A 25,583-nucleotide genomic window follows, 5' to 3' on the forward strand; every position below is an offset into this window, starting at 1 on the left:
ATGCCAGACGTGAGCAGGCGGTCGGTCCTCCGCTTCGTCGGAGGCGCCGTCGCCGTCGCGCCTCTGACGGCGTGCGGCTCCGATCACGCCAACACCCTCCGGATCAGCTACCAACAGTTCGGATCCGGGCGGGTGATGGAGGCGTACATCAAGCAGGCGGCAGCGGACTTCAGTAAGAACCGTCCCGGCACCGCCGTCGAGTTGGTTCCGCTGGTAGCGGCCGAGAATGACTACTTCACCAAGAACGAGCTCATGATGAGTTCGTCTCGCACGGCCTGTGACCTCGTATATGAGGACACGTTCATCCTCGAATCCGACGTGGCTGCAGGCTATTTGCGGCCCATCGACGAGTACATCTCAAAGTGGCCGGAGTGGAAGCGCTACCACGCTGTGACCCGAGAGGCGGTCAAAGCAGAGGACGGCAAGACCTACGGCGTTCCGATCGCCACCGATACTCGCGGAATCTGGTACCACTCAGAGGTTCTCGAGAAGGCTGGCATCAAAGCACCGTGGCAGCCAAAGACCTGGGACGACCTGCTCGAGGCTGCCCGCACCATCAAACGTGAGCTCCCCGGCGTCATCCCACTCAACATCTATGCGAGCAAGGCTTCGGGCGAGAAGACCTCCATGCAGGGCTTCGAAATGCTGCTGTATGGAACGGATTCCACGCTCTATGACGAAGACCAGAAGAAGTGGGTCATCGGGAGCCAGGGTTTCCGTGACAGCCTGCAGTTCATCCGCACGGTGTACTCCGAAAAACTTGGTCCACCCTTGTCGAGCGCGCTCGATCCCAACCTTGCCGAGACCGCTCAGAACGGGTGGTTCCCCAAGGGTGAAATGGCCATGATGATTGACGGTAGTTGGATCAGCCGGGCCTGGTTGGACGACGGTCCGGGCAAGTGGCCGAAGGCGACAGAGGTGGTCAAACTCGCGACGATGCCCACTCAGCGCGGCCAGGGCGCAGGCATCACCACGCTCGCCGGTGGGCACAGTTGGGCCTTTCCCGCCAAGGCCCAACAGCACGATCTCGCGTTCGAGTTCGTCCGTCATCTCTGCTCACTCAAGAACCTGTCCGAGGTCACCATTAACGACCGCAACGTGACAACCCGGACCGACATCGCCGAGTTGCCGGCATACAAGAACTCCTCAACGTTCTTGCCCTTCTTCACCAACCTGGTCAAGGACGCGACCTACCGCCCGGCACTAGCGCCCTACCCACAGATCTCGACGGCCATCCAGGTCGCGTGCGAGCAGGTCATGACCGGCTCCCGTAGCCCCGCTCAGGCGGCCCGGGCCTATGACAACGCTGTCATCGAGATCGTCGGACGCGACCACACCACGAAGGAGGCATGATGGCGACCGCCACGACCTCTGCGCAGTCCGCAAAACCGCGACCGCACATCCGGTGGTCCCGCGGCATGCCCATGCTGCCCACGCTGGTCATTCTGCTGCTGTTCCTTGCTGGCCCAGTGCTTTACAGCGTCTACCTCGCGTTCACCAACCGGGCGCTGCGCGGCGAAGGGGCCAGCGAAACCAGCTTCGTGGGGCTCGATAACTTCACGCAAGCCTTCGACACCAGCGCGTTCTGGAATTCCTTCACGCTGACGATCATTTTCACGCTCGTCTCAGGCGTCATTGGTCAGACCGTGCTTGGTATGGCGCTCGCGCTACTCCTGCGTCGGGCACCCTCGTGGGTGCAAGCGATCACCGGTGCCGTCGTCGTCGGCGCGTGGATCGTGCCGGAGGTGGTGGCCGGATACCTCTGGTACACCTTCCTGTCCGAGGACGGCTCGCTCAACAACATCCTTGACCTCCTGCACCTGCCAAGTCAGGACTGGCTCATCAGCGCACCGATTATTGCGGTGTCATTTGCGAATATCTGGCGCGGCACTGCCTTCGCGATGCTGACCTTCTCGGCGGCGCTCGCACAAATCTCCCCCGAGCTGGAGGAGAGCGCCCAAATCGACGGCGCTGGGCCAATACGTCGCTTTTGGTCAATCACGCTGCCACTGCTGCGACGCGCCATGATGACCGCGCTCATGCTGATCACGCTACAGACTCTCTCAGTCTTCGGACTCATCTATGTGATGACCGGCGGAGGACCCAGCGCACAGAGTCAGACCCTGCCGCTCTACATGTACGAGCAGGCATTCAGTTATGGCCAACTTGGCTACGGCACGGCAATCGCCCTGCTATTGCTCGGGATCGGAGGCATCGCCGCCTTGGCCTACCTGCGCGTGCTGCCGAAGGAGGACAAAGAATGACCACCGACGCCATGACCTCCACGGCAACGTCAACGGTGCCAAAGCGCAGCCGCGCGAGCCGGGTGGAACGTACGACCACGCTGGGCTCGTCGTTACTTCTCATCGGCATCGCGGCAGCGTTCTCGGTCCCGCTGCTCTGGGTCATCCTTGCCTCGCTGAACCCGCAGGCTTCCCTGTCCGTTGAGTGGCCAGCCGAGGCCGGTCTGGACAACTACCGCGGTGTACTCAATACCGAGACGACCTATCGGCCGATCTGGAACTCGTTGCTGCTGTGTGGCGGCGGCACGATCATCACCATGATCTGTGCAGCGTTGGCGGCCTACCCGCTGAGCCGCTTCAGCTCTCGCGCCAAGCGACCGTTCCTGCTGACGATCATCTTCGCGACCGGTTTGCCTATCACCGCCCTCATGATCCCGGTCTACGCGCTGTTCGTTCGGGTCAACCTCATCGACTCAATGCTGGGAGCGGTGTTGTTTCTGTCGGCATCATCTCTTCCCTATGCGATCTTCCTGATGAAGGGCTTCATGGACGGCGTACCCAAGGAGCTCGAAGAGAGCGCCTGGACCGAGGGAGCCGGAACACTTCGCGCACTGTGGGCCATCGTGCTTCCGCTGATGCGGCCAGGAACCGCCGTCGTGACCATGCTGACCTTCGCCAAGATGTGGGGCGACTTCTTCGTGCCGTTCATGCTGCTGCTGTCGCCGGAGAAGCTGCCCGCCTCGGTGAGCCTCTACACCTTTTCCTCGCAATACGGACAGGTGCAGTATGGCCAGCTCGCAGCGTTCTCAGTGCTCTACACCTTGCCGGTCGTGCTGCTCTACCTCGTGCTCGGCCGACGCCTGCGCGACGGCTTCGTGGCACAGGGCGGGCTCAAGGGGTAGGACATCCACGGCCCACTGGTGGGTTGTTGCCCGACTGGTGCGAAGTAACGCACCTGCCGCGTAACAACCCACCAGTGCTTCACCAACTCGCGCGGGAGATGGCCGCGGCCCACCCGAACCCGCCCGTCCAGCTGCCCGGTTCACCCCATCCGCAAGCGCGGCCAGGTCGACCACCCCACGCGCCAGCGCCGCATCCGCGGGGATCACTGCGTCCACCAGACCACCGGCGCATGCACCTTCACTCCCGGCCGCCGAGGCGCCGTGACCTGCGGCCCCACCGACATCACATGGACCGTCGCGACAGGATCCGGAGCCTGCAGCCGGGGCAGATCGTGCAGGCACAACGCCGAGCCGTGACTTGCCACGAACGCGGCCGGGAGCACGTGCAACACCGCCCGGATTCGAAGTCGCTCATGCTCGACCTGCTGTTCGACCGGTGACTGACGTTCCCAACCTGGCTCGCGCTCAGGCGATAGGTAGTACGCACCCCGCGCGGCCTTGACCACTAGCCCGGCGCGTACCCACATCGGAAGGTCCCTGTCCGCGTGTCCGCAGTCGATCGCCTCCGAGCGACTAAACACTCCCCCCTGGCTGAGCGCCCGCAGATGCAATTGCTCGGATAACGACCTCGGCGGCGATGGCATGCTGATGAGCCTGCCGCCGGTGCGCCCTCGGCGCGAGGGGCGCTGCTACGCCTGTGGATTACTCCTCGAACTGTCAGCCGCGCAGACCACGCAACCACTCTCGTGCGCTGGCGTACGACTCATCGGCGGCGGTGCGTACGACGTCAGACGCCTGGCCGTCAGCCCTGGGATAGGACCCCAAGAAGCGGATGTCCGCACTCACCCGTCGCAGCCCGAGCAAGGCCTCAGCGACGCGCTCGTCGTCAAGATGCCCTTCAAAGTCGACCGAAAAACAGTAGGACCCCATCGCCGCGCCCGTCGGGCGAGACTCTAGGAGGGTCAGGTTGATCCCTCGCGCCGCGAACTGCTCCAGCAGCTGGAGCAGGCCGCCGGCGTGGTCGTCGTGCTGGAAGAGCACGACGCTGGTCTTGTCGGCACCGGTCCGGGCCGGCACGAGGCCGCGTCGCCCCACGAGCACGAATCGCGTGACAGCAGAAGCGTTGTCGCCGATGTCGTGCGCCAGCACCTCGAGGTCGAAAACGTCCGCGGCAAGCGGCGCGCATACCGCGGCCTCAAACGGCTGCGCCTCACCCGAAGCCAGTGCCTCCGCGGCCGCCGCCGTCGAGAGCGCGGGCACGTACGCCGCCCGCGGCAACTCCTTGGCCATCCACGCGCGGACCTGCGGCCAGGCGTGCGAGTGCGAACCGACGCCGTTGATGTCCGCACGCTGGGTCCCAGCCCGCGCGGCCAACACAAACTTGATCGGCACCAGCACCTCGCCCTGGATCGACAAGGGGTCACCGCTGTTGAGTGCGTCAAGCGTGGCCGAAACACCACCCTCCACCGAGTTCTCGATCGGCACCATCACGACGTCGACCTCTCCCGTCCGCACCCCATCGAGGGCCGCCGGAACGGTCGCAAATGGCACCGCCTCGGCAAAAGCCGCATCGTCGTCGGCTAGCCAGTCACGCAACGCCATCTGGGTGAAGGTGCCACGTGGGCCGAAGTATCCGTGTCGGGTCATTCGTGCGTCCGGTCCTTCGAACTATCGCGAGCGGCGGTGAGTGCCTGCCGCTCTTCGGGGGAAAGGGTGATCTCGCTGACGCCACCGACCACGCCCTTGGCGTAGGTGCGTGACTCGCCGCGCGCGTGGATCGAGGACAGCACCAACCCATCGCCGGTGTCGTCAACCAGTGCCGCCGAAAAACTCAACCGGCCGCCCATATCGCCGAACGCGTCATAGCGAACCACCGCCACATGGCGCAGCCCGGCAGCCGCCTGACCGTCTAATGAGTCGATCCGCGTGCTCAGTGCCGTGAGGTCACTGCCAAGGCGCGAAACCCGATCGTGCTCTCGTGCCAGCAAACTCACCACGTCGTGGTCCCCATCGGCACCCAGCGCAAGGAGTTGCCGATGGATGGCCCCGGCACGCAGCACCGCGACGAGTGCCACCAGCAGTGCCACCACCGCCACGACACCCGCCACCAGAGCGAGGGTGCTTGAGTCCACCCGATTGAGCGTAGTCACGGGCTCGACCGCCACCATCTCGGGTTGTTCAGGTTTCATACATGCGCCACGACTTAGGCTTGCCCGGTGACCCGCCGCTGGATCGTCCTGACCGCACTGGCAGCGGCGACTTTCTTTGTGGCCAGCCTCGGCCTGTCCTGGATCCTGGCCCGCCCCCCGCACCAGGCCATCAAGCCCGCTGGGCCGATCGTCATGATCACCATGCCCACCCTCACCTGGGACGACGTGTCGGCCAAGCGCACTCCTCATCTGTGGAAGCTCAGCCAGAACGGCGCCGTTGGAAACCTGGTGACCCGTACGACCTCTGGCCACAGTTGTTCCGATAATGCGTGGACCAGCGTGTCGGCCGGAACCCGCACCTCGATCGGCAAATCCCCTCCCGAGACACCGCCAGGCGAGCCCGTCGGTTCCTGCGGTAAGACCGCCGCTCCGATTGTTTACGACACCAACCGGGCGTGGCTGAGCGGCTGGCAAGGCTGGGCCGAGAACGTCGAAGACAAAGGCTTCAAGGCCCGCATCGGGTTATTGGCCGCTTCCCAAGAGAAGAAGGGGCGTTGTGTCGCGGGCGTTGGCGGGATGGCGGCGTACGGCGCCGCCGACCGTGACGGCGAGATCGACCCGTTCTACCCGAACGTCAAGGACGCCGACTTCGACGCTTGCCCGATCACGCTGGTCAACCTGGGCAGCACCCAGGACTCCGCGCTCGGCACTCTGCTCGACAAACTCCCGGACGACGCCACCCTTGTGGTGTCGGGGCACGCCGACGACGCCACCCGCGAGCGACTGCGTACGGTCATCATCTCCGGGCCGGACGTCGAGGAAGGCCTGCTGCGTTCGACCAAGACCCGCCAGCCCGGCCTGCTGCAAGGCACCGACCTCACCGCCCTGCTCATGCAGGGTGCGGCGGCTCCACCCAAGCGCGCACCCTACGAAGCCCGCGAACCCGTCGTTCAGCCCGAGACCGACATGGTCAGCGCCGTCAAGCACGTTCGCGGCATCAGCGTCGCCCTGCGTGACGAGCACCGACTCGTCCCGCCGTTCTTCTATACCTACACGACGCTCGCACTCCTCGCGATCGTCGGCGGCTTGGTCCTTCTGCGCCGCTCGCCACGCCAAGGCCGTCGGTTCTTCGCCGCGTTCGGAGCGTGGGCGGCATCGGTGCCCGTCTCGACATTCCTCATCGGACTGGCGCCCTGGTGGCAGGCAAGCCGGCCCGGAGTCGCACTGATCGGGGGGGTGCTCCTGACCGCCGTGGCCATCGCCGCCATCGCTCTCACTGGCCCCTGGCGGCGATGGATCGCCGGGCCCGCTGTGCTGATCGCAACCACGACGGCCGTGGTCATCGCCCTCGACGTCACGCACAGTTCGCGCCTTCAGCTCATTTCGTTGATGGGCCTGCAGCCGGTCTACGGCGGCCGCTACTTCGGGATGGGCAACGTCGCATACGCCCTCTATGCCAGCTGCGCTCTCCTGGTGACGGCGCTACTCGCGGGACGGTGGATCCAGCGCGGGCAGCCCAGGTTGGCGGCCGCAACGGTAGTCGTCATGGGTTGCTGCACGTTGATCATCGACGGGCACCCGAGTTGGGGCGCTGACGCTGGCGGACCCCTCGCGCTACTGCCCGCCTTCGGGTATCTCGCGCTCAACGCCGGTGGCCTGCGGGTGACCTGGCAGCGAATCCTGGCCGTCGGTGGCGGCGCGTTCGTCGTCGTTGGCGGGTTGGCCTATCTCGACTACCTGCGACCCCCTGCCTATCGAACCCACATCGGCAACTTTGTCGCCGGATTCGTTGAGTCAGGCAGTACGTCAGCGCTAGAACGCAACATCCAGCTCAATCTGAAGATGCTGACCTCCCAGTGGATCAACTTGCTGGTTCCCGTGATGCTCGCGCTGACGATGTACGCCTTGATGCGACCAGAATCCCGCCTCGGCCGCCCATTGCGGAGGCTGACGTCCCGAGTTCGCTTCTTGGGTCACGGCCTGGCGGCGGTCACGATCTGTTGGCTGATCGGTTTCGGCGCCAACGACTCCGGAACGGCCATCCCCCCGTCGGGGATGATCGTCATGTTGCCGTTGGTGATTCTGATCGCGGCCAGCAAGGGACGGTACGCACCCCGCGACGCGCCCGTTACCGCCGGCTCGGTGTTGGAGCCGAGCGCTGGCGGTCCTCGACCTTAGGCGTAGTCCATGCCATGCGCGCCAAACCGAACAAGGTCAGCAGTCCGACCAGGGCGAGGGCATTGTGCGGCACCGCCCACAGCGGGTTCCCGGTGGCGAGATGCCGGTCGAACACCGCATGGCCATTGCCCATGAGCCGCCAATGAGCCCACCACGTGATGTGGAGCGTCAGGATCAGCCACACCGCTGCGCCTGCCGCGATGACGCGACGATCGCGGGTCACGAATCCCCGCGCGACCAGCCAACACACTCCGGGAAGCAGCCAATGGAAGTGGTGCGACCACGACACCGGGGAGACAAGCACGCCCACCATGGCGACCAGAGTGAAGGCCAGGAGCAGTTCGTGGTGGTCATACGCACGCTTGGCGGCGGCATACCCAATGATGACGACGACTGCGATCAACCCGAGCAACAGCAGCGTGCCGAGAGTCCCCTCCGGGCCGACTCGCAGGATGACCGCTCGGATCGACTGATTGGCTGTTCCGTCGTTGTGCCCCAAGCGATCTGAGGCGAAGAGCGCGTCCGTCCAGAAGTCGAGCGACAGTCGAGGCGCGATGAGCAGCACGCCCACGATGGAGACCGCGACGGTGACGATTGACGTTGCGGCTGCACGCCACTGCCGGGTGACCAAGAAGTAGATGATGAAGACGCCGGGCGTCAGCTTGATGGCGGTAGCGAGCCCGACCAGAACACCGTGCAGGGGGAAGCCACCGGGCAGCCGGATCCGCCGCACCAGGTCTGGGCGAGCCACATCGATGAGCACCGCGAGGACGAGGAAAGCATTGACCTGGCCGAAGCGCAGACCGTCGGTGACGGGCAGCGTGTAGGTGATCGCTAACGCGAGCAATCCCCACACCACACCGTGACGCTCGACCCTGGCCAGCAGCGGTGCGGCAGCGATACGCACGGTCACCACGATCGCGACGAGCTGGGCATAGAACCAGATCCAGCCCAACACGGTGAAGGGCACCCAGGCGAGCGGTATGGCGAGGAGCGCCGCAAAGGGCGGGTAGGTAAAGGGCAGTTCCTGCGGCGGCGGGGTCACGTGGTCATAGACCGCGCGCCCGTCAAGGAGCGAAATGCCCGCTTCGCGATAGACGCGCAGATCGACCATCCAGTGACCGGAGTCGGGCGAGAGAAGGAATGCGTATGCCAGGGGCACAGTCCCGACCAGAACAATGAGGATCGGGACCGCCCAGGTACGAGGGGCTGCGCGGCTCGACGATGTCACGCCACCATTGTGGCGGCTGGGGCATCGCACAGTCGCGGCACCTAAGGTGACCCGCATGGTGCGCAGGTGGGTCTACGTCGTGGTGGGTTCTGTGCTCGCGTTCGCTGCGTTGAGCATGGCCGTCAGCCAGATCACCCCGGAGCAGACGCGGCACGCGATGCCGCAGTCTGGGCCGACGGTGGTGGTCGGAGTTCCCGGCTTGGAGTGGTCGGACATCAGCAAGTCCTCACAACCCGGTCTGTGGGCGTTGCTCCAGGCCTCCGGCACCGCGTCCATGACCCCGCGGGCAACATCCTCCCCGACGTGTACGGCCGACGGATGGCTCTCGCTCGGCGCGGGCCGCGCGGCGGACGCGCACTGCAAACTCCCCGGCACCCTCACCAGCGGCAAAAACGTCACCGTCCCCGGCTGGTCAAAGCTGCAGGATCAAAAGGGCGACGCCACGCCGGGTCTCTTGGCATCGACGCTGCGCAAGAACAAGCAGTGCACCACGGCCGTCGGGGTCGGTGCCGCGCTGGCCGCTGCGGACGAGCAGGGCAAGGTGGCCCGCTATTTCGCCGCGCCGTCCGCCGAAGCAATGCAGGCGTGTCCGGTGACGTTCGTCGACGTCGGCACATCCACCGGCGCAGCGCCGAAAAACCTCGAAAAGGCGCTGCAGCCCATCTTCTCCAACATCAAGACGGCGCCGACTGTGATCATCGCGGGCATCTCAGATGGCAAAGACAGCACGACCAAACCGCGGGCACTCTTCGCCGTCGGAGCGACCATCAAGCGTGGCACGCTGACCTCAGAGTCGACCCGCCAGCCTGGCTTCGTCAGCGCCCCTGACATCTCCGCCCACGTCCTCGACCGCGTCAAGAACCCACCGGCTGAATTGGTCGGCTCGGTGTTCACGGTCCGGCCCACCGACGGCCCGGACGCGGCCGTCGCCCAGGAGCGGCGGCGTACGGACATCATGCTGATCCGCTCGCAGGCAGCGTCAATGCCCTTCCAGATCGGCGCCGGCATCCTCACCGCGCTCGCCTTGGGAATCGGTGTATGGCGTTGGAAGAAAAGCGGATCCGCGCCCGCATGGCTGGCCCCGGTGAGCGTGACGTTGGCCTGTTTCCCAGCCGCGTCCTGGCTGGTCGGTTTGGTCCCGTGGTGGCGGGGCGGGCCGACAACTCTCTTCTTCCTGGCCGCATTTGTGGTCGCCGTTTCGCTCATCATGTCGGTCGCGTATGCCGGGCCTTGGCGGGAGTGGTCGGCAGGTCCGCCTCTGATCGTCGCGGCAATCACGCTGGCAGTGCTGGGGATCGACGTCATCAACGGCTCTCGACTGCAGTTCATCGCGCCACAGGGCTTGCAACCACTCGAGGGCGGCCGCTTCTTCGGCATGGGCAATGCAGGCTTTGGGTTCTTCGCCACCGCTGCCCTCCTCCTCGGCGGCTTCATCGCCGCACGACTCGTGTGGTGGGACGATGCCGACGACACCGACGTACGCCTCGCCGGGGCCTCCGTGGCCGTGGTGGGGTTTGCGGCTGCGGTCATTGACGCCTGGCCAACTTGGGGCGCCGACTTCGGCGGCCCACCCGCGCTGCTCGTCGGCACCGGCGTCGCGGTGGTGCTGATTCTCGGCTTGAAACTCTCGGTCAAGCGAGTGCTTCTCATCGCTGCTGGAGCACTCGTCGTCGTCGCGATCGCCGCGCTGGTCGACTGGCGCCGAGACCCCGGTTCGCGTACCCACCTGGGGCGGTTCGTTCAGCAGATCATCGACGGCGACGCCTTCGGAGTGATCCTGGGCAAGCTGGGAGCCAACCTCGCGCTGCTCTTCTCGTCTCCCGTGGCACCGCTCGTCCCGATCCTGATGGTCATCGGCTGGCTCGTAGTCCTGCAACCGGCTGGTCGCTTCGGTCGTCCCGTCGCGTGGCTGTGGGAAGAGATGCCGGTGCTGCGCTGGGTCTGCCTCGGATTGCTGACCTGCTGGTCAATTGCGTTCCTGCTCAACGATTCCGGCGTTGGCGTCCCCGCGACGGGCGCGCAGTTCGCCATTCCGTTGCTCGTGGCCATCGCGGTCGTTGCCCGCCGCGAGCGAGACGCCCCGGTCTAACGGGTCAGCTGGCGACGTGATCACGTCGTGTTGACCACCGACCCGGATCGCGTGGGGATCCACTCGTTGTGTTCAATTCTTGACGCCAACACCGTTGTGGGTCAGGCTCTGCGTGTGACCCCCGCCTCACCTGGCTCTCAAAGCGCACTCCGCCGCCGCAATCGCGAGACGGTGCTCAGCGCACTGCGCTCCGGGCCGTCCACGCAGGCCGCTCTCGCGCGCCGGACTGGGCTGAGCGGAGCAACCATCTCCAACATCGTCCGCGCTCTCACGCACGAGGAACTCGTGGCGACGTCGCCCACCACCACCTCGGGTCGACGAGCGGTGTCGGTTCGCCTGCTCAACCGGGAGAGCGCGGTCGCCGGAATCGATATCGGCCGGCGCCACGTTCGCGTAGTCGTGGCCAGTCCTGGCTATGAGCTTCTGGGTGAGCGAACTCGGGATCTGCCCGTGGGGCACAGCGCTCAGGATGGCACCAACGCTGCCGTGGAGACCTACCACCAGGTCCTGAGCGATGCAGGCCTTGAGGCGAGCGCGGTCGTGGGGGCCGGGATCGGGCTGCCCGGACCGATCGAGCGGGGAAGCCGCCTCGTGTTGGACGGTTCAATCTTGCCCGAATGGGTGGGCGTCGACATCCAGTCCGAGTTCGAGCGGCGCCTCCACGTGCCCGTCCTCATTGACAATGACGCCAATCTTGGCGCGCGCGCCGAGGTCACATGGGGTGATCACCAGCAGGTTGAGGACCTGATTTTCGTCAAGATGGGCACGGGCGTCGGCGCAGGTTTGATCATCGGTGGCCAACAGCATTACGGCGCGAGCGGGCTGGCCGGCGAGATCGGGCACGCGACCATTGACGAGCGCGGGCCCACCTGCCGATGCGGAAATCGTGGCTGCCTTGAGTCGTATGCCTCGACTTCGGTGATGATCGATGCACTGCGGACCGGAAGCGAGCCACTCGGCACAGCCGACCTCGTGCGCCTGGCACTCCAGGGCGATACGGCGACGTTGCGCATTCTTGATGACGCTGGCTTCGCCGTCGGCCGGGTCATCGCGAGCCTCGCGAACTTCATCAATCCGCATGTCGTCGTGATCGGCGGCCCTCTCGCGGCCGTCGGAGACGCGCTCACCCGCCCGGTTCACCGCGGATTCGTCAAGCACGCACTCCGCGCCATTGGTGACGCCACACCAGTCGTAGTCTCCGAGCTCGGCGACCGCGCGGAGGCCCTCGGCGCCGCTGCTGCCGTCATCCAAAAGTCGTCGGGTACGGCGACTTTGTCTTAATTGCTTGACAGCAACTAGAACCTGCGCCTTAATTAAACGAAGTGTGAAGCCGGACACAATCGCCCAGCCTGGGCGGCAGTCGGCCAGATACCGGAGGGCACCCATGCACACGGAGACGCCCGGACCCGGACAACACCTCCTGCAGATGCGGGACATCACCAAGCGATTTCCCGGGGTCTTGGCTCTCTCCGAGGTCAACCTGACGGTGTCCGTCGGCGAGGTCCATGCCATCTGCGGTGAGAACGGTGCCGGCAAGTCGACGCTGATGAAGGTGCTGTCCGGCGTCTACCCCCACGGCTCCTACGACGGCGAAATCCTCTACCGGGGAACTCCCGCCGCCTTCCGGACCATCCGGGACTCCGAGTCCGAGGGCATCGTCATCATCCACCAGGAACTCGCGCTGATCCCCGAGTTGTCGATCACCGAGAACATCTTCCTCGGCAACGAACCCGCGCGACGGGGCGTCATTGACTGGGGCCAAGCCAAGCAACGGGCCCGGGAACTCATGGACTGGGTGGGCCTTCGTGAAGACCCTGACACGGCCATCAAGGAGATCGGCGTCGGTAAGCAACAACTGGTCGAGATCGCCAAGGCGCTCAATAAGGACGTCAAGCTCCTCATCTTGGATGAGCCCACCGCCGCTCTGAATGAGAACGACTCCGCACATCTGCTTGGTTTGATCAGCGATCTGCGCGAGCGCGGCATCACTTCAATCATGATTAGTCACAAGCTCGGCGAGATCGAAGCCGTCGCCGACTCCATCACGATTCTGCGGGACGGGCGCTCCATCGAGACTCTCGATGTGCGGGCCGGGCAGGTTGATGAGGACCGCATCATCCGTGGCATGGTCGGCCGCACCCTCGGACACCGCTTCCCAGATCGCAGCGGAACCGCTGGCCCGGTCTTCTTTGAGGTACGTGACTGGACCGTTCGCCACCCGCGCGCCGCCGATCGCCTGGTGTGCAAAAACGCCTCATTCACCGTCCGTCGGGGCGAGATCGTGGGCTTTGCCGGTCTGATGGGGGCGGGGCGTACCGAACTCGCTCGCTCGATCTTCGGTCGCTCCTACGGCGGGTATGTCTCGGGCACGATCATCAAAGACGGCCGCGAGATCGCCCCCACGAGCGTCGCCGCCGCCATCGCCGAGGGTTTGGGCTACGTCACCGAAGACCGCAAGAGTCTCGGACTCAACCTGCTCGACGACATCAAGCGGACCACCGTCAGCGCGGCCCTCGACTCCATCTCCCGGCGCAGCGTCGTGAACGCGCACGAAGAGCACCGCGTCGCCGAGGGGTACCGGCAGAAGTTGCGTACTAAGGCCCCGTCCGTTGACGTCGGCGTGTCCAAACTGTCCGGCGGCAACCAGCAAAAGGTCGTCCTGGCCAAGTGGCTCTTTACCGACCCAGACCTCCTGATCTTGGATGAACCCACCCGCGGCATCGACGTGGGCGCCAAGGCTGAAATCTACGGGTTCATCAACGAACTGGCCGACCAGGGGAAAGGCGTCATCGTCATCTCCTCCGAGCTACCCGAACTCTTGGGTCTTTCCGATCGCATCTACACCCTCTTCGAGGGCTCCATCACCGGTGAGCTCGCTCGTGGGCAAGCCGACCAGGAGTCCTTGATGCGCCTCATGACCCAGCCGTCCGCCCACACCCGAACCGCCTGACTCGGCCACGAAGGAATCCCGACGCCATGAACGCTCCTGCCGATCCTCCGGTCGCCGCTTCGCACCTCGAACCCGAGGCCGAGGTACGTGGCGGTAACGCCTTGAACCAGCTCTTCGGTGGAAACCTCCGCCAGTTCGGCATGGTGGGTGCCCTGCTCCTCATCGTGGTGGTCTTCCAGGTCTCGACCGGGGGCACGCTGTTGACCTCCGATAACCTCATGGCGCTCCTCAACGGCAACGCCTACATCCTGGTCCTCGCCATCGGCATGGTCATGGTCATCATCGCCGGGCACATCGACCTCTCGGTCGGCTCCGTCGCAGCCTTCGTGGCCATTCTGGTGGCCAAGTCCGTCACCGAATGGGGATGGCCCTGGTGGTTGTCGGTCCTGTTGGGGCTGGGCGTGGGTCTCCTGGTCGGTCTCTGGCAGGGCGTCTGGGTGGCATACATCGGTGTTCCCGCGTTCATCGTGACCTTGGCGGGAATGCTCATCTTCCGCGGTGCCAACCAGTTGGTCGGTAACTCCCAATCGGTCCCCGTGCCCGAGCAGATCCAGTACCTCGGCGGTGGATACCTCCCCGAAATTGGACCGAACACCGGGTACAACAACCTGACGCTGCTCCTGGGGATCCTTGGCTGCCTCGTCGTCGCCGGTGGTATCTGGCGAGCCCGCCTGACGGCCATCCGGCTGGGCTCCACGATCGACCCGCTCTGGGTCACCATCGTCAAGATGGTGGTCCTGAGCGGTGCGATCCTCGCGCTGACCTACCAGTTCGCGACCGGCCCCGAAGGCACCTCGTTCCCGATTCCCGGTCTGGTGCTCTTGGTCCTGGTCATCGTCTACACCTTCATCACCTCACGGACCGTCCTCGGCCGGCACGTCTACGCCGTCGGCGGCAACAAGCAAGCCGCTGAACTGTCTGGGGTGAAGAGCAAGCAGGTCAACCTGCTGGTCATGACCAACATGGGCTTCCTCGCTGCGATCGCCGCCATTCTGTTCATCGGCCGGTCGACTGCGTCCGGTCCGGCCGACGGAGATATGTGGGAACTCGACGCTATTGCAGCCGTCTTCATTGGCGGTGCCGCAGTCAGTGGTGGAGTCGGCACCGTTCCCGGGAGCATCATCGGTGGCCTGGTCATGGCCACCCTCAATAACGGTCTTCAACTCGAAGGCATCGGGGCCGACGTCACCTCGATCATCAAGGGCCTCGTCCTCTTGGCCGCGGTGGGCATCGACGTATGGAACAAGAACCAGGGCAACTTTTCGATCATCGGCTCCCTCATGAAGTCTGGGCGCTCCCGTCAAGAAGCCCCAGCACACCCGAGCTAGGCCACCGGCCAGCACAACATGGAAGGAACCATCCAATGACACACAACCCACACTTCCGGGTGGCGGTGGCCGGGGCCGCCGTTCTGGCGCTCACCCTAAGCTCCTGCGGCGGCCGCGATTCCGGTGGCGGCAGCGACTCCTCAGCAGACAAGGGCAGCGACAAAGCAGCATCCAGCGGCTTCGCAAAGGACGCCACCATTGGCGTCTCGCTACCTCAGAAGACCAGCGAGAACTGGGTCCTAGCCGAAAACCTGTTCAAGGCGGACCTCAAGAGCGCTGGCTTCAAGCCCAACGTGCAGTTCGCCAACGCCGGCGTCAGCGAGCAGCAGAACCAGATCAGCAGCATGATCACCAACGGCGCCAAAGTGATCGTCGTCGGCGCAGTCGACGGAGCACAGTTGGGCACCCAGCTCAAGCAGGCTAAAGACGCGGGCGCCACGGTCATCGCGTACGACCGCCTCCTGCTGAACACCCCCAACGTCGACTACTACGTGGCCTACGACAACTTCAAGGTTGGCGAACTCCAGGGCAAGGCTCTGCTGGAGGGCATGGAAAAGAAGGGGAAGAAAAACAGTTACAACATCGAGCTCGTCGCGGGCTCGCCCGATGACGCCAACGCGAAGGTCTTCTGGGACGGTGCCATGTCGGTGCTGCAGCCCAAGATCAAAGACGGCACGCTGAAGGTGGGCTCGGGTCAGAAGTCCTTCCAGCAGGCTGTGACACAGGGCTGGAAGCCGGAAAACGTGCAGAAGCGTTTCGACGCGATCATCCCCGGAACCTACGGTTCGAAGTCTCTCGATGGTGTGCTGTCGCCCAACGACACCCTGGCGCGGGCCGTGATGACCTCGGCGAAGTCCGCAAAGAAGCCGAATCCCGTTGTCACTGGCCAGGACTCAGAGAAGGAGTCGGTGAAGTCGATTGTGGCCGGCGGCCAGTACTCCACCATCAACAAGGACACCCGCAACCTGGTCAAGCAGACCATTGCGATGGTCAAGGACCTGCAGGCAGGCAAGAAGCCGAAGGTCAATGACACCGAGAGCTACAACAACAAGGTCAAGGTCGTTCCGGCCAACCTGCTGACCCCGGTCATCGTGACCAAGGACAACGCCAAAGAGGCATACGCCAACGACCCGACGCTGTCGAAGATTGTCGCGGCGGGCAGCTAAGTCAAAGATCTCCTCATCCAAACGTCCCGTCGGCCGATGGCCGACGGGACGTTTGCATGGTGACCTTAGGTCTGGTGTTGCAGCGGTGGCTTGCGCGGTGGAATCGGTGGCAGGTTTTGCCGGTGTAGTTCACGCCAGCACAGCCACACCAGCAGGACCAGGAAGAGCGTGGTGAACCACGGCGCGATGTTGATCCGGAAGTTCAGCGTGAACGCCTCGACTCCGGGGCTTAGCCCGAGTACACGACCCGGCACGTAGGCCAACACCATGAAGAGCGCTCGCCCGACGAGCGCTGCGTCCCAAGCCATTTCGAGCAAGATTGGCAAAAGCGCCCAGACCAGTGCGTCGTACCACGGCAGCGCGTAGGGCGCACAGAAGACATACGCCGTGGAGAGCGCCCAGGTCGTGACGACAGCTTGGCGAGTGATCGCGTCCGGGATGCGCCGCCCGAGGCGAACTCGATAGGCGACCCGATGCAGCAGCCACGCCAGCCCGATCATGGCCGAGGCAGCCAACACGAATACCACTGCACCGACAGCCCATTCGGGCAGCACATGGCGCAGGGCAATCCACAGCGGCGCAGCAGGTGTGGCGAACGAGAACGATCCCCCGGCGGCTCCAAGCTGCTTCAAGACATGCGGCCCAGCGACGAGATAGCAAGGCACCACGACCGCCAACGCTCCGATCACGAGGTCACGCACTCGCTCGCGTGTGCCTGAGGTACGCCACGGGTCGACCAGTTGCCGCAGTCGCCCTCGCGCCGAGTCGACGCGCCAGGCGGGATGACGCAACACCGCCGCGCGCCAGGCCCACACGATGCCCAGGGCCACGACCGCATAAGTCACCTTGGTGCTCGCGGCAGCCCCTACGAACATGCCTGCGACTAATGGACTTCGCGGCAAGGCAACCAACGCTGCCACGGCCAGCGCCGCAGCGATCAGATCGACATGGGCACCCAGGACCAAGGGTCCGAAGACGAGCGGGTTGAAGGTCCACAGCACATCAACGCGCCCCTGAGCCCGCTCACCGTCGCACAGCCGAAAGAGCAACCACCGCATCGCTAGCCATGCGCCGACGATGAAGACCTGCCAGATGCCCACCGTCAGACGCAGGTTGTCCCCGCCGATCCACGAGGACACTGCCATCAGGGCGGTCGCAAACGGGCCGTAGATGCTCGGCGTATCGCGCCATGGCGGCTGCACCGAGGCCGTGATCGGATCGAGCCCGCCCCGCCAGTCCTCGGGGGATGCGCTGTAAGGGTCACCGCCTTGAATAGCGATCCGCCCATATGCCGCGTAGTTGGTGTGGTCGCCACTGCCGATCGGCGACGTGAGGAGGACCAGCGCACCGAGCAACAGCACCCATGCGGTTGCTCGTCGGGCGATCAATGGACGTGCCAGCCCGGCGAGTACGGCGAGCGCACCGGCGATGTAGGCACCGAACAGCAAGATGGTGACCGCACGGGCGCTGGGGTAATACCCCATCTCTGGCAGCCAGGTGGTGGTGCCCAGCGGCGGCTTTGCCGCATTTGCCTTGGCCGCGCCGACGAGCAGCAACAGGCCAAAAGACACCAGCAGTAGCGGGATACGAGCGGGCGCAAGGGCTTTCACCGTTCAACCCTCCGGTGCCGAAGTCGCCGCACAGCCAGGGCTAGCGCGACATCGCGGTACTGCGCGGCCCGATGCATCTGCCCTCGCCAGTCCGCACCCGTGACGCGATGGTGCAACTGACATGGCACCTCGCGCACCACTAGGCCAGCGCGCAGCACATCAATCGTCATCGCCGTCTCAACGCCCCAGCCACGGGCGAAAGGCTGCGCAGCGGCGTAGGCCGCCCGCGTCATACACCTCATCCCCGAGAGTGGTTGCTGGGCCTCGTATCCGGTGAGCGCGCGAATTCCCTTGCGGGACAGTCGTACGACGAAACCTCGGCCCCCACCGGCGGAGGTCTGAGGGGGCAACACCGCAATGGTGAGATCGGCCTGTCGCGACAGCACCGGATCGATCAGCACTCCCAATTCTACGGCGGAGTCCTCCAGGTCAGCATCGACGAACAGCACGGGGGCATCGGTATGCCCGGCCGCCCAAGCATGCTCGGCACCGGTCATCATGGCGGCCGCTTTGCCTCGGTTGCTGGCGTGGACGACCACGTCTGCACCGGCCTCTCGGGCCAACTGCGCAGTGTCGTCACTGGACCCATCATCGACCACGATCACCGCGCCGACCGTCGGCAACGAGGCGACAGCGCGGACCGTACGACCGATCCGCTCGCCTTCATCCTTGGCCGGTATGACCGCGGCGCACTCCCCCATGGCGTTCCCAGCCCTATCGCAGGGTGATCTGCCGGCTCACGAATCCGTTGCGCGCGCTTCGCTCCTGCGCGGTGAGCGGGGTGTCCTCGGCGAATGCGTCATCGAATCTCGACACAAGGTCGGCCATTGGGTCATTCCACGCGGCTGCCTCGGCCTGCGCGTCGACTTCCCATACCGGCACAAGCAGGCCACACGCTCGGAACGCTCCGAGCAGTCGGCCGTCGCCAAGGCCACCGCGACCGGCGGCGGACAACCTCGCGAGCGCATTGGTTGCGGCGTCGTCATCCTGCGGAAGCACCCAGCGCACATAGCACCGGTCGCCGATCTGGCACCAGAAGGCTGAACCGCCATGATCGAGCCGAACCGTCGGGGCAGCTGCTTCGTTGGCGCGGGAGAGCGACTCCGCACTGTTGGCGTCGAGCTCGGCCTCCCCGACCCAGAAGTCGAAACCGTCGTGGACGTCCGCCTTCAGCGGGGTATCGGTGTCGAGCAGGTCTTGGAGTCGTGGACTGGAGGCGGTGGCGGCCGGAGTCCGTTCCAGCGGCTGGCCCGGCTCAGTCGAGGCTGCCGCGACCAGCGCCACCGCGATGTCTCGACTCACGTCCCCACTGGTGCCACCGGCCTGCAGTGCTACGAATAGGTCGCCGTTGTCGCGGTGCATCGCGGGCCAGGCGAGTGGGAGCACGGTGGCGATCGTCGCCTCACCCTTGAGGCCGTCGATCTGATAGCTCACGCGTGCCGTTGCGGCGGGCACGATCTCCCGCATCGCGACCCACTCGGTCTCCCCGGGGAGTCCCTCAAACGGGCGGCGCGCGTACGGCGGTGGCATCGCGCTCGGGTCCTTCGGCGCCTTTTTCCGGCGGCTAGCTTTTCCCATGGTTCGCCAGCCTAGTCGGCGTGGCCTGCTAGGGACGGCGGCGGGACGGCCCGCCGAGTGAAACCCAGACGGTACGTCCCACCTTCTCGTCGGCCACGCCCCACTCATGCGCCAGGCTGCGCACGATGCGAAGGCCACGACCAGCGGGGGCCCACTCGGCCTGCGGTCGCGGCATGGGGATCTCAGGCCCACCGCCATCGGTGACCTCGAGTTCAACCCGCGGCGCTCGCACCTTCCAGTGCACCCGGATGCTGCCATCTGGCAGCGCCTTGGCATGGCGAACGGAGTTGGCGACCAACTCGCTGACCACGGTCTCGGCCTCGTGCACCGTGTCCTCGGCGACCGCACCCTGAAGGTCTTCAACGATGTCGTGGCGGATCTGCGTGACGGCCTCAAGGCTCCATGGCAGGCGCACCGTACGCACACGTGAGCGGGATCCGCGCTTGGACTGGGCAGTCTCGTCGTTGGCGTCGTCATCGTTCACGTGCAGAGAATCCCACACGCCCGCAAGGCCGGCTGGCCAACCCCCACGGGTACGCGGCACGGACCGATGCCCCCTGCCTATGGTTTGGGCATGGACTCCATCGCACAGGACCCACAACCCGCTCCCGGCACCGAGGAGGTTCTGCACGTGCGCACCGGCGCGGTCGCGCGGATCATCCTCAACCGACCGCGCGCGATCAACGCGCTCACCCTGCCGATGATCGAGGCGATCTCTGCCCTGCTCAATACCTGGGCGGACGACACGAGCGTTCAAACGGTGACGATCGAGGGCGCCGGAGAGCGGGGGCTGTGCGCTGGCGGCGACGTCGTCGCAGCCCGGCGCGAGGCTCTCGCCGGGACCGACCACATGGCGTTCTTTGCGGCGGAGTACGCCATGAATAGTCGCCTGGCGAGTTATCCGAAGCCGGTCGTCGCGTTCATGGACGGCATTGTCATGGGCGGCGGCGTCGGAGTGGCCGCCTTTGCCCGACAGCGACTGGTGACCGAGCGGTCCAAGGTGGCGATGCCCGAAACGATCATCGGCTTTTTCCCTGACGTCGGCGCGATGTATCTGTTGAGTCGCGCGCCGGGCGAGCTCGGCACGCACCTGGCCTTGACCGGCGCCACCGTGCGAGGCGGCGACGCGATCGCGACCGGACTCGCGGACAGGCAGATCGACAGCGGCCAGTGGCCCGAGTTGCTCAACGCGCTCGCCGACGGTGGCCCGTTGCCGCCGGTAGGCGATACGGCGCCATCCAGCGAGCTCAGCGACCAACGGTCGTGGATCGATGAGTGCTATGCCGGGGACGACGCGGCGGCCATTGTGCGGCGTCTTGAAAACCATCCGAACGAGCAGGCGCGCGGAGCGGGCGAGATCCTGCGACAGCGTTCTCCCCTATCCGTGGCGGTGACCCTTGAGGGGTTGCGCCGCGCAGCGACGATGGAGACCGTCCAGGAGGTTCTTGACCAGGATCTGCAGATTGCCGACCACCTGGTGACGAAGGGTGACTTCGCCGAGGGCGTACGCGCTCAACTGGTTGACAAGGATCGTTCACCGAAGTGGAAGCACGCCCGGCTCGAAGATGTGACACGCGATGAGGTCATCGCCGCGTTTGGCTGAGACGGGTCCGCCCGTCGGCGGGTTGTTTACCGGATGGCGCGGTGCAGCCTGCCACCCTGTAAACAAGGCACCGACCGACTGCGTCATGGGCAGTCTCGGAGGATTGCCGCCCGAATTCGGCGGACTAGGGCCGGGATGTCCCTGAAATCCGCCCACGTAACCCGGACGACTACGTACCCGGCCCGGTGCAGTCGCTGCTCGCGGATCTTCTCCCGATGCAACTCCTCTGGACCGCGATACTTGTCGAGACCATCGAACTCCAGCACTGCCCGCGTACCGTCGACCAGAAGGTCGACCCGGCCGATTCGCTTCGTCCATCCACGAGCCCGACCACCTCGGCCAGGCCGGTCGACCCAGGCAATCCGGCAGCGCGGGCGATCGCCTCGTCGAGCTCTGCCCTCTCGAGGTCCCCTCGAGCCACGGCCGCGTCCGCCGGGATCAGTGCCCCGATGAGGCCTCCCTGGCAGCCGGCCTGCGCGATGGCATCCGCGACCGAGACCGCTCGAGCAGGCCGCAGGACGGTCCGAGTTCCAGCCGGCATCCGGTGTGTCTTCACGCCGGGGCGCCGTGGCCGGGTCGGCGTCGCGGCGGTCGCCATGAGGTGGACATCCGCGCACGCCGTCGGGGTCGAAACGGTCGGCAACCCGTGCAAGCGCAGCGCGGTGTCATGGCTCGCCGCGAAACACTCCGGCACGACGTGTAGTACCGCGAGCGCTCTCCTGCGTTCATGCTCAAGTTGCTGCTGAGGCGACGTCAGGTCTGACCATCCGACGCCGTCGTTCGGCGTGAGGTAGTAGCCACCGCGGGTGGCCTGCAGGACCTGGCCGGTGCGTACCCACAGATGGAGGTCCATGTCGTGATGACCCAGATCGATCGCATCGCGGCGACTGAACACCCCACCGCGAGCGAGTGCTCGGGTGCGAAGCCGGCTGGAGATGGGGCGTGCGCGCCGTGTCATGACACGAGACTGAAGCGCCGGGCGACCCGTGCGCACCCTCGGCACCCGCGTCTGTGGACAAGATGACTATGTGCGGACTATGTGGTGGGTTATTCACACTTAGGCGTGAAGCATCACGCAAGGTTGTGAACAACCCGCCAGTCACTCGGCCAGGAGTTCGGTGACGACGGTGGCATCGTGGAAGTCGACGTCGCCAGTCGGCAGGTGCTGTACGTGCTCATGGCCCTTGCCTGCGACCACGACAACATCCCCGGGACGCGCAACCTCCAGCGCCTGCCGGATCGCCGCGCGCCGATCGAGCACCACCGTGGTGTCACGGGCATCGGCACCTGCCATCACCTGATCGGCGATCTGCTGAGGATCTTCGGTGTAGGCGTCGTCAGTGGTGATGATGTTGAGGTCAGAGAGCCGCGAGGCCACCTGTCCCATCAACGGCCGCTTCGCCGGGTCCCGATCACCGGCAGCGCCATAGACACAGATCAGTCGGCCCGTACCGCCTTGCGCCTGAAGCACCTCGCGGGCTACCTGCAGGACCAATTCCAGACCAACATCGGTGTGCGCATAGTCAACGACCACCTCAAAGCCACGCCCCCGAGCCTCGGGCACCCGCTCGAATCGCCCTGGCACTTGGGCCATTTCGGTGACGGCTCGCTCCAAGACGTGGGCGTCCATGCCGGTCTCCAGCGCGATCGCGGCCGCGCCGGCGACGTTGTGCACGTTGTAATCCCCCAGCAGTGGGGTCTTCAGCCTCAGTTCGCCATGCGGAGAATTCAGGACGAATTCGGTGCCCGCCCCCACCACGCGCACGTCAGCGATGCGGTAGTCGGCGTCTTCGGCGCGACCAAACGTCAGCGTCCCGGGAACCTCCTGGGCCAGTCGCGCGCCGTACTCGTCATCGACGTTGCTCAGTTTGGGACCGTCACACCATTCGAACAACTGGCGCTTGGTCAGGTAGTAGTCCTCCATGGACCCGTGCAGGTCAATATGGTCACGCGTGAGGTTGGTGAATAACGCTGCGGCATAATGGGTTCCGCGCACCCGGTGCAGGTGGATTCCGTGCGAGGACGTCTCCAACACCACATGAGTGACTCCGGCATCGCGCATCCGATTGAGATTGCCCTGGACGACTGGCGCCTCGCCCGTGGTGCGTACGGCCACCTCGCGGTCGTGTCCGACCACGATCTCGGCAGTAGTCATCACACCGGTGCGTTCGGCGCCGTAGGCAGCAGTGAGGATCGCATGGAGGACGTACGAACTCGTGGTCTTGCCATTTGTTCCGGTGATGCCGTAAACGACCAGGTCGCGCGAAGGGTGTCCAGCGATCGCGGTCGCCAGGTCCGCCAGCGCAGCACGCGCATCGGGAACGACCACGGTCGGAGCGTTCGAGACATCCTGTTCGGCCACAACCAGCGCGGCACCACGCTGCATCGCCTGTGGAACGAAAGTAGTGCCATCGACGGTGAACCCGGGGATCGCCACGAACGCTCCGCCCGGCTCGACGGCGCGGGAATCGTGGGTGACCGCCCCGACCGAGCGGACTGACTCCGGGACGTCGACGCCGAGAATCTTGGACAGTTGTTCACGCTCGATCTGCACCGGCCGACTCTAACAACCGCCTCGCTACCGTCGAAGCAGTTACTCGATGTTGGCGTATCTCAATATCTATGGTGAGTCTTAGATTTGTTTAGACACTGGCATCGAGTTGCGCGATCAGGCGCTTCGGCGCGGTGTTGCGATAGGACATGTCGAGCAGTTCAGCGATGAGTTCCCAATCTGGGTCGGTCTTCAGGTCGCATGCGACCCAGCCCGAGGGGCCGATATAGCTCGGCGCGAACCAGCCTTCCTCAAGCAGCGCTAGCCGCTCCTCCGGATCGGGCTTGATGGCCACCGTCTGGAACGTGTCGGGATTGCTGTGATCGCTCTTGGCGCGAAAGCCGTAATAGGCGAACACCTTGGTGGTGAAAAAGTTCGGATGCCCGTGACTGACCTTCTCGGCAGCCCCCGGGAACGCGAGCGCGAGCTGTCGCACCCGAGCCAGCAGCGGATCATCCGGGTCAAAGCGAGAGGGGTGACTCATAGCCATCACGGTAGACATTGCCGCGCCTACGCGACACCCATCAACTCAAACGTCGTCTTGCCGTCTAGTTGCTCGCGGATGATGTCCGCATGCCCCGCGTGCCGGGCGAGCTCTTCAATCTGGTGGAGCAGATAAAAGCGGGCCCGGATCGGCACCGCCTCCATTCGTCCAAACCACGGCGCGGCAGGCTCCAGCACTTCCTCGTCAGGGTCCATCTGCGCGATGGCAGAGAGATAGCGCTCGGCCGCAGCGTCGTACGCCTCCAGTGTCGCCGCGAACGACTCGGACTCAAGCAACCGAAAGCCGTTCTCAAACATGGGAAGCAGCCGCTCGTATTCCTCTTGTGTCATCGCTCCGGTCGGATTCGCCGCCCGCTGCGCGGGGCCCGAGAAGACGAAGGTGACGTGCTTGAGCAGCCCGCCGATCGACAGGGCGCTTGCGGTCGGCGTCTCGCGAGCCTGGTCTTCGGTGAGGCCTGAGGCGGCCGCCCGCAGTGCCTGAGTTTGCTCGGTGATGTAGGCGAGAATCTCTTCGCGTTCGGTACGGATCGTGGGCTCGGTCAACATAATGCTGTCCTCCTGGGTGGGGTGCTGAACGCAGCATCTCCACCCAAGAGGACAGCATCGGTCCTCAAGCGCCCATCGACTTCCCGGTTTCCAAGAGAGTCTTGAGCCCGGACAGGCACCATGGCCAACCACCGCCTCCCTGAGCGGGCTCTCCGCCGCCGGCGACTTCGGCGGCATACTCCGGAGCGGCCGTCAGATCGTGGGTCAGCACGACACGCGTCAGGCCGGACGGGAATTCGGTGAGTTCCCAGGTCAGGCGAGTCGGATTCGATTCCGGGTGCCACGCAGGCGACCAGTCGAGCACAAGCCTGGTCGGCTCCTCGACCTCGACGACCGTCCCGCTCACCGCGACGTCGCCCATGCCCATCTGCTTCATCTCGTCCGTGGTCAGGTTCCGGTAGTCCCCGCCTGGAGTCAGGTCGTACTCGGTCTCGCCGCCGTAGCCCCACTGGGTCGTGTATTCCGAGGTCGTGATCGCATCCCACACCTTCTTTGCGGGTGCGTTGATATAGATGCTGTAGACCTGGATCTGGCTGTCACTCATGACTTTTCATCCTCCGTGGACTGGTCCGGGCCGGATGCCTCGGACTCTTCGAGCCGTCGTTTCATGCCGAGCAAGGCGGACGCGACGCCCGCACGTTCGGCGTACTTGCCGATCCAGCGCTCATGGATCTGCTGGATCGGCACTGGATTGAGGTGGTGGACCTTGGTCCGCCCGTCTTTCCGAGAGATGACGAGATCGGCCTGTTCCAGCACCTTCAGGTGCTTGGCCACCCCGAACCGGGTCATCTCGACCTGCGCGTTCACGGCGCGCTCGATGTCGCCGAGGGAACGCCCGTCCTGTTCAAACAACGCGTCCAGAATCAGCCGACGGATCGGGTCCGCCATGGCCTTGAACACGAGGTCTTCCTGCATGACTTAAACAATAGGTGACCATTTGGTCACCTGTCAACG

At 65.1% G+C, this 25,583-nt stretch carries 24 protein-coding genes; 10 read left to right on the forward strand and 14 right to left on the reverse strand.

Annotation, left to right across the window (positions count from 1 at the left end; translation table 11 throughout):
- The 3 genes from F562_RS0112900 to F562_RS0112910 are packed head-to-tail and all read left to right on the forward strand — an operon-like array spanning nucleotide 1 to nucleotide 3,145.
- Nucleotides 1-1,353 (forward strand): extracellular solute-binding protein, encoded by a 1,353-nt coding sequence (locus tag F562_RS0112900; RefSeq protein ID WP_425386858.1) that lies wholly within the window; start codon nucleotides 1-3, stop codon nucleotides 1,351-1,353.
- Nucleotides 1,353-2,264: a carbohydrate ABC transporter permease gene (locus F562_RS0112905; protein ID WP_018157385.1), complete on the forward strand. Its 912-nt coding sequence runs from the start codon at nucleotides 1,353-1,355 to the stop codon at nucleotides 2,262-2,264. The genes F562_RS0112900 and F562_RS0112905 overlap by 1 nt, the downstream gene beginning before the upstream one ends.
- Nucleotides 2,261-3,145 (forward strand): carbohydrate ABC transporter permease, encoded by an 885-nt coding sequence (locus F562_RS0112910; RefSeq protein ID WP_018157386.1) that lies wholly within the window; start codon nucleotides 2,261-2,263, stop codon nucleotides 3,143-3,145. Before F562_RS0112905 ends, F562_RS0112910 begins: the two co-directional genes overlap by 4 nt.
- Nucleotides 3,146-3,348: 203 nt before the next feature.
- Here F562_RS0112910 and F562_RS0112915 read toward each other — a convergent pair whose 3' ends face one another.
- The 3 genes from F562_RS0112915 to F562_RS0112925 form a co-directional block, all read right to left on the reverse strand.
- Nucleotides 3,349-3,789: a type IV toxin-antitoxin system AbiEi family antitoxin domain-containing protein gene (locus tag F562_RS0112915; RefSeq protein WP_156822649.1), complete on the reverse strand. Its 441-nt coding sequence runs from the start codon at nucleotides 3,787-3,789 to the stop codon at nucleotides 3,349-3,351.
- Between the two features lie 73 nt (nucleotides 3,790-3,862).
- Nucleotides 3,863-4,792 (reverse strand): prephenate dehydratase, encoded by a 930-nt coding sequence (gene pheA / locus F562_RS0112920; protein ID WP_018157388.1) that lies wholly within the window; start codon nucleotides 4,790-4,792, stop codon nucleotides 3,863-3,865.
- A complete protein-coding gene (locus tag F562_RS0112925; RefSeq protein WP_245553648.1) occupies nucleotides 4,789-5,277 on the reverse strand; it encodes a DUF4446 family protein in 489 nt (162 codons plus the stop codon). The genes pheA and F562_RS0112925 overlap by 4 nt, the downstream gene beginning before the upstream one ends.
- Before the next feature lie 84 nt (nucleotides 5,278-5,361).
- Here F562_RS0112925 and F562_RS0112930 point away from each other — a divergent pair, with 84 nt between their 5' ends.
- Nucleotides 5,362-7,473 (forward strand): hypothetical protein, encoded by a 2,112-nt coding sequence (locus F562_RS0112930; RefSeq protein WP_018157390.1) that lies wholly within the window; start codon nucleotides 5,362-5,364, stop codon nucleotides 7,471-7,473.
- Here F562_RS0112930 and F562_RS19140 read toward each other — a convergent pair.
- Nucleotides 7,424-8,704: a glycosyltransferase 87 family protein gene (locus F562_RS19140; RefSeq protein WP_169333387.1), complete on the reverse strand. Its 1,281-nt coding sequence runs from the start codon at nucleotides 8,702-8,704 to the stop codon at nucleotides 7,424-7,426. The genes F562_RS0112930 and F562_RS19140 overlap by 50 nt on opposite strands.
- A 55-nt stretch (nucleotides 8,705-8,759) precedes the next feature.
- On the opposite strand from F562_RS19140, the gene F562_RS0112940 reads away from it, so the two are divergent.
- The 5 genes from F562_RS0112940 (at nucleotide 8,760) to F562_RS0112960 (ending at nucleotide 16,237) form a co-directional block, all read left to right on the forward strand.
- Nucleotides 8,760-10,793 carry a DUF2339 domain-containing protein gene (locus F562_RS0112940; RefSeq protein ID WP_018157392.1) on the forward strand — a complete coding sequence of 678 codons (2,034 nt, stop codon included), beginning with the start codon at nucleotides 8,760-8,762 and terminating at the stop codon, nucleotides 10,791-10,793.
- Between the two features lie 114 nt (nucleotides 10,794-10,907).
- Nucleotides 10,908-12,074: an ROK family transcriptional regulator gene (locus tag F562_RS0112945; RefSeq protein WP_245553649.1), complete on the forward strand. Its 1,167-nt coding sequence runs from the start codon at nucleotides 10,908-10,910 to the stop codon at nucleotides 12,072-12,074.
- A gap of 103 nt (nucleotides 12,075-12,177) precedes the next feature.
- Nucleotides 12,178-13,743 (forward strand): multiple monosaccharide ABC transporter ATP-binding protein, encoded by a 1,566-nt coding sequence (mmsA, locus tag F562_RS0112950; RefSeq protein WP_018157394.1) that lies wholly within the window; start codon nucleotides 12,178-12,180, stop codon nucleotides 13,741-13,743.
- A 26-nt stretch (nucleotides 13,744-13,769) separates the two neighbouring features.
- Complete coding sequence (gene mmsB, locus F562_RS0112955; RefSeq protein WP_018157395.1) at nucleotides 13,770-15,071, forward strand: multiple monosaccharide ABC transporter permease; 1,302 nt, start codon at nucleotides 13,770-13,772, stop codon at nucleotides 15,069-15,071.
- A 35-nt stretch (nucleotides 15,072-15,106) separates the two neighbouring features.
- Nucleotides 15,107-16,237, forward strand: a complete 1,131-nt coding sequence (locus F562_RS0112960) for a substrate-binding domain-containing protein (protein ID WP_040385329.1) — start codon at nucleotides 15,107-15,109, stop codon at nucleotides 16,235-16,237.
- 65 nt (nucleotides 16,238-16,302) lie between these two features.
- Here the strand turns inward: F562_RS0112960 and mptB are convergent, their stop codons facing one another.
- From mptB to F562_RS0112980, 4 genes are read right to left on the reverse strand one after another with little or no spacing between them, the layout of a single operon-like run.
- Nucleotides 16,303-17,847, reverse strand: a complete 1,545-nt coding sequence (gene mptB / locus F562_RS0112965) for a polyprenol phosphomannose-dependent alpha 1,6 mannosyltransferase MptB (RefSeq protein ID WP_018157397.1) — start codon at nucleotides 17,845-17,847, stop codon at nucleotides 16,303-16,305.
- Nucleotides 17,844-18,548, reverse strand: coding sequence for a glycosyltransferase family 2 protein (locus F562_RS0112970; RefSeq protein WP_018157398.1), 705 nt, complete (start codon nucleotides 18,546-18,548; stop codon nucleotides 17,844-17,846). The genes mptB and F562_RS0112970 overlap by 4 nt, the downstream gene beginning before the upstream one ends.
- A 13-nt stretch (nucleotides 18,549-18,561) precedes the next feature.
- Nucleotides 18,562-19,425 (reverse strand): DUF5926 family protein, encoded by an 864-nt coding sequence (locus F562_RS0112975; protein ID WP_026181256.1) that lies wholly within the window; start codon nucleotides 19,423-19,425, stop codon nucleotides 18,562-18,564.
- 28 nt (nucleotides 19,426-19,453) lie between these two features.
- The gene (locus tag F562_RS0112980) at nucleotides 19,454-19,909 is read right to left on the reverse strand and encodes an ATP-binding protein (protein WP_018157400.1); all 456 of its coding nucleotides are present in this window, start codon (nucleotides 19,907-19,909) and stop codon (nucleotides 19,454-19,456) included.
- A gap of 90 nt (nucleotides 19,910-19,999) precedes the next feature.
- Between F562_RS0112980 and F562_RS0112985 the strand changes: the two genes are divergently transcribed.
- Nucleotides 20,000-21,028: an enoyl-CoA hydratase/isomerase family protein gene (locus tag F562_RS0112985; protein ID WP_018157401.1), complete on the forward strand. Its 1,029-nt coding sequence runs from the start codon at nucleotides 20,000-20,002 to the stop codon at nucleotides 21,026-21,028.
- A 169-nt stretch (nucleotides 21,029-21,197) separates the two neighbouring features.
- On the opposite strand, the gene F562_RS0112990 is transcribed toward F562_RS0112985, so the two are convergent.
- The 6 genes from F562_RS0112990 to F562_RS0113015 all read right to left on the reverse strand — a co-directional run bounded on the left by F562_RS0112990 (nucleotide 21,198) and on the right by F562_RS0113015 (nucleotide 25,544).
- Nucleotides 21,198-21,986: a type IV toxin-antitoxin system AbiEi family antitoxin domain-containing protein gene (locus F562_RS0112990; protein ID WP_156822650.1), complete on the reverse strand. Its 789-nt coding sequence runs from the start codon at nucleotides 21,984-21,986 to the stop codon at nucleotides 21,198-21,200.
- Nucleotides 21,987-22,127: 141 nt separating this feature from the next.
- Nucleotides 22,128-23,582, reverse strand: a complete 1,455-nt coding sequence (locus F562_RS0112995) for a UDP-N-acetylmuramoyl-L-alanyl-D-glutamate--2,6-diaminopimelate ligase (protein ID WP_018157402.1) — start codon at nucleotides 23,580-23,582, stop codon at nucleotides 22,128-22,130.
- An 88-nt stretch (nucleotides 23,583-23,670) separates the two neighbouring features.
- Nucleotides 23,671-24,063: an MmcQ/YjbR family DNA-binding protein gene (locus F562_RS0113000; protein ID WP_018157403.1), complete on the reverse strand. Its 393-nt coding sequence runs from the start codon at nucleotides 24,061-24,063 to the stop codon at nucleotides 23,671-23,673.
- A 26-nt stretch (nucleotides 24,064-24,089) separates the two neighbouring features.
- Nucleotides 24,090-24,629 carry a mycothiol transferase gene (locus F562_RS19145; RefSeq protein ID WP_018157404.1) on the reverse strand — a complete coding sequence of 180 codons (540 nt, stop codon included), beginning with the start codon at nucleotides 24,627-24,629 and terminating at the stop codon, nucleotides 24,090-24,092.
- A gap of 64 nt (nucleotides 24,630-24,693) precedes the next feature.
- A complete protein-coding gene (locus F562_RS0113010) occupies nucleotides 24,694-25,173 on the reverse strand; it encodes an SRPBCC domain-containing protein (protein WP_018157405.1) in 480 nt (159 codons plus the stop codon).
- Complete coding sequence (locus tag F562_RS0113015; protein WP_018157406.1) at nucleotides 25,170-25,544, reverse strand: helix-turn-helix domain-containing protein; 375 nt, start codon at nucleotides 25,542-25,544, stop codon at nucleotides 25,170-25,172. Before F562_RS0113015 ends, F562_RS0113010 begins: the two co-directional genes overlap by 4 nt.
- Nucleotides 25,545-25,583: the final 39 nt, after the last annotated feature.

This window comes from Demetria terragena DSM 11295, assembly GCF_000376825.1.
GTDB lineage: Bacteria > Actinomycetota > Actinomycetes > Actinomycetales > Dermatophilaceae > Demetria > Demetria terragena.

Excerpts from the sequence above, each read along its gene's own strand:
- F562_RS0112900 (WP_425386858.1), top strand. The coding sequence starts at position 1 with ATGCCAGACGTGAGCAGGCGGTCGGTCCTCCGCTTCGTCGGAGGCGCC.
- F562_RS0112905 (WP_018157385.1), top strand. The coding sequence starts at position 1,353 with ATGGCGACCGCCACGACCTCTGCGCAGTCCGCAAAACCGCGACCGCAC.
- F562_RS0112910 (WP_018157386.1), top strand. The coding sequence starts at position 2,261 with ATGACCACCGACGCCATGACCTCCACGGCAACGTCAACGGTGCCAAAG.
- F562_RS0112915 (WP_156822649.1), bottom strand. The coding sequence starts at position 3,789 with ATGCCATCGCCGCCGAGGTCGTTATCCGAGCAATTGCATCTGCGGGCG.
- pheA (WP_018157388.1), bottom strand. The coding sequence starts at position 4,792 with ATGACCCGACACGGATACTTCGGCCCACGTGGCACCTTCACCCAGATG.
- F562_RS0112940 (WP_018157392.1), top strand. The coding sequence starts at position 8,760 with ATGGTGCGCAGGTGGGTCTACGTCGTGGTGGGTTCTGTGCTCGCGTTC.
- mmsA (WP_018157394.1), top strand. The coding sequence starts at position 12,178 with ATGCACACGGAGACGCCCGGACCCGGACAACACCTCCTGCAGATGCGG.
- mmsB (WP_018157395.1), top strand. The coding sequence starts at position 13,770 with ATGAACGCTCCTGCCGATCCTCCGGTCGCCGCTTCGCACCTCGAACCC.
- F562_RS0112960 (WP_040385329.1), top strand. The coding sequence starts at position 15,107 with ATGACACACAACCCACACTTCCGGGTGGCGGTGGCCGGGGCCGCCGTT.
- F562_RS0112970 (WP_018157398.1), bottom strand. The coding sequence starts at position 18,548 with ATGGGGGAGTGCGCCGCGGTCATACCGGCCAAGGATGAAGGCGAGCGG.
- F562_RS0112975 (WP_026181256.1), bottom strand. The coding sequence starts at position 19,425 with ATGGGAAAAGCTAGCCGCCGGAAAAAGGCGCCGAAGGACCCGAGCGCG.
- F562_RS0112985 (WP_018157401.1), top strand. The coding sequence starts at position 20,000 with ATGGACTCCATCGCACAGGACCCACAACCCGCTCCCGGCACCGAGGAG.
- F562_RS0112990 (WP_156822650.1), bottom strand. The coding sequence starts at position 21,986 with ATGACACGGCGCGCACGCCCCATCTCCAGCCGGCTTCGCACCCGAGCA.
- F562_RS0113000 (WP_018157403.1), bottom strand. The coding sequence starts at position 24,063 with ATGAGTCACCCCTCTCGCTTTGACCCGGATGATCCGCTGCTGGCTCGG.
- F562_RS19145 (WP_018157404.1), bottom strand. The coding sequence starts at position 24,629 with ATGTTGACCGAGCCCACGATCCGTACCGAACGCGAAGAGATTCTCGCC.
- F562_RS0113010 (WP_018157405.1), bottom strand. The coding sequence starts at position 25,173 with ATGAGTGACAGCCAGATCCAGGTCTACAGCATCTATATCAACGCACCC.
- F562_RS0113015 (WP_018157406.1), bottom strand. The coding sequence starts at position 25,544 with ATGCAGGAAGACCTCGTGTTCAAGGCCATGGCGGACCCGATCCGTCGG.